This window comes from Falsiroseomonas oryzae (assembly GCF_027856955.1).
Lineage (GTDB): Bacteria > Pseudomonadota > Alphaproteobacteria > Acetobacterales > Acetobacteraceae > Falsiroseomonas > Falsiroseomonas oryzae.
This window is the reverse complement of the sequence record NZ_JAPSMD010000847.1, coordinates 1-1,142: the sequence shown is the minus strand read 5'-3', so window position 1 is coordinate 1,142 and position 1,142 is coordinate 1. Positions and strand designations below refer to the sequence as shown.

Annotated in this window: 1 protein-coding gene; it reads right to left on the bottom strand. The window is 75.4% G+C overall.

The annotated features are described in order from the left end of the window. Positions 1–129: 129 nt before the first annotated feature. Positions 130–1,029 (bottom strand): DMT family transporter, encoded by a 900-nt coding sequence (locus OZN99_RS32170; protein ID WP_270939255.1) that lies wholly within the window; start codon positions 1,027–1,029, stop codon positions 130–132. Positions 1,030–1,142: the final 113 nt, after the last annotated feature.

Sequence of the window (1,142 nt, the reverse complement as noted above, 5' to 3'; positions counted from 1 at the left end):
AGCGGCAACGGCTCGCGGCGGGCCTCACGGGTCGCTGACACGCAGGCTCCTCCCCGCCCGCGGGCCAGCCGGCACGCGCGCGCAACAGGACAATCGCGCGCGGACGGGCCGGGGTTCCCGGCCGCGCCGCTACCGGCCTTGCGTCGTGGCCCGCGCGCGGACCCGCTCGCGATGCGCGGTGTAGAGCCCGCTCGCGGCGATCACCGCGGCGCCGAGCAGCGTCCAGCCATCCGGCAGCGCGCCGAACACGATCGCCCCGAGCAGGCCGGAGGTCAGCAGCTGCGTGTAGGAGAAGGGCGCGAGCACGGAGGCCGGCGCCGCGCGATAGGCCAGCACCACCAGCCACTGCGCCACGGAGGACACCAGCCCGATCAGCAGGCCGAGCCCGAGTTCCGTCGCGGTCGGCACCCGGGCGCCGAAGGGCAGCAGCAGCGTCAGCACGACGAAACCGACCGCGGCCGTCCAGAACAGCGTGGTGGCCGGCGATTCCCCTGCCGGCATCCGCCGCGTGGCGATCACCGCCGCGGCCCAGGCGGCGGAGGACAGCACCGGCAGCAGCGCCGCCGGCGTGAACACCTCCGATCCGGGGCGCAGGATGATCAGCATACCAAGCAGCCCGACCGCGATCGCGGTCCAGCGCCGCCACCCCACCCGCTCACCCAGGAACACGACGGAAAGGGCGGTGACGAAGGCGGGCGCGACGAAGTTCACCGCCGTCGCCTCGGCCAGCGGCATGTGCCGCAGCGCGGTGATGAACAGCACCGCGGATCCCACCACGCCGAGCGCTCGCAGCACCTGCAGCCCCGGCGCGCGCGTGCGCGCCACCGCCAGCCCGCCGCGCCGCATCATCGGCAGCAGCGTCAGCGCCAGGAAGGCGAGGTAGCGCAGCCAGGCGATCTCCACCGGCGGCAGCGTCTCGCCCAGCTTCTTGGCCAGCGCGTCGGAGATCGAGAACAGCGTGATGGAGACGAGCAGCAGCGGGATGCCGCGCATCGGCTCGTCGCGCCGCGCTCCGTCCCCCTCCGACATGCGCCCGGGTGTCCCGGGCGGCTCAGCCGCCGCCCGCCGGCGCCGCGTCGTTCATCGCCAGCAACCCGGCCGAGAGCCGCGCCAGGCAGCGCGCGGCGCGCAGCCGCACCGCG

Bases quoted from the DNA above. Each gene is read 5' to 3' on its own strand.
- OZN99_RS32170 (WP_270939255.1), bottom strand. From the start codon at position 1,029: ATGTCGGAGGGGGACGGAGCGCGGCGCGACGAGCCGATGCGCGGCATC.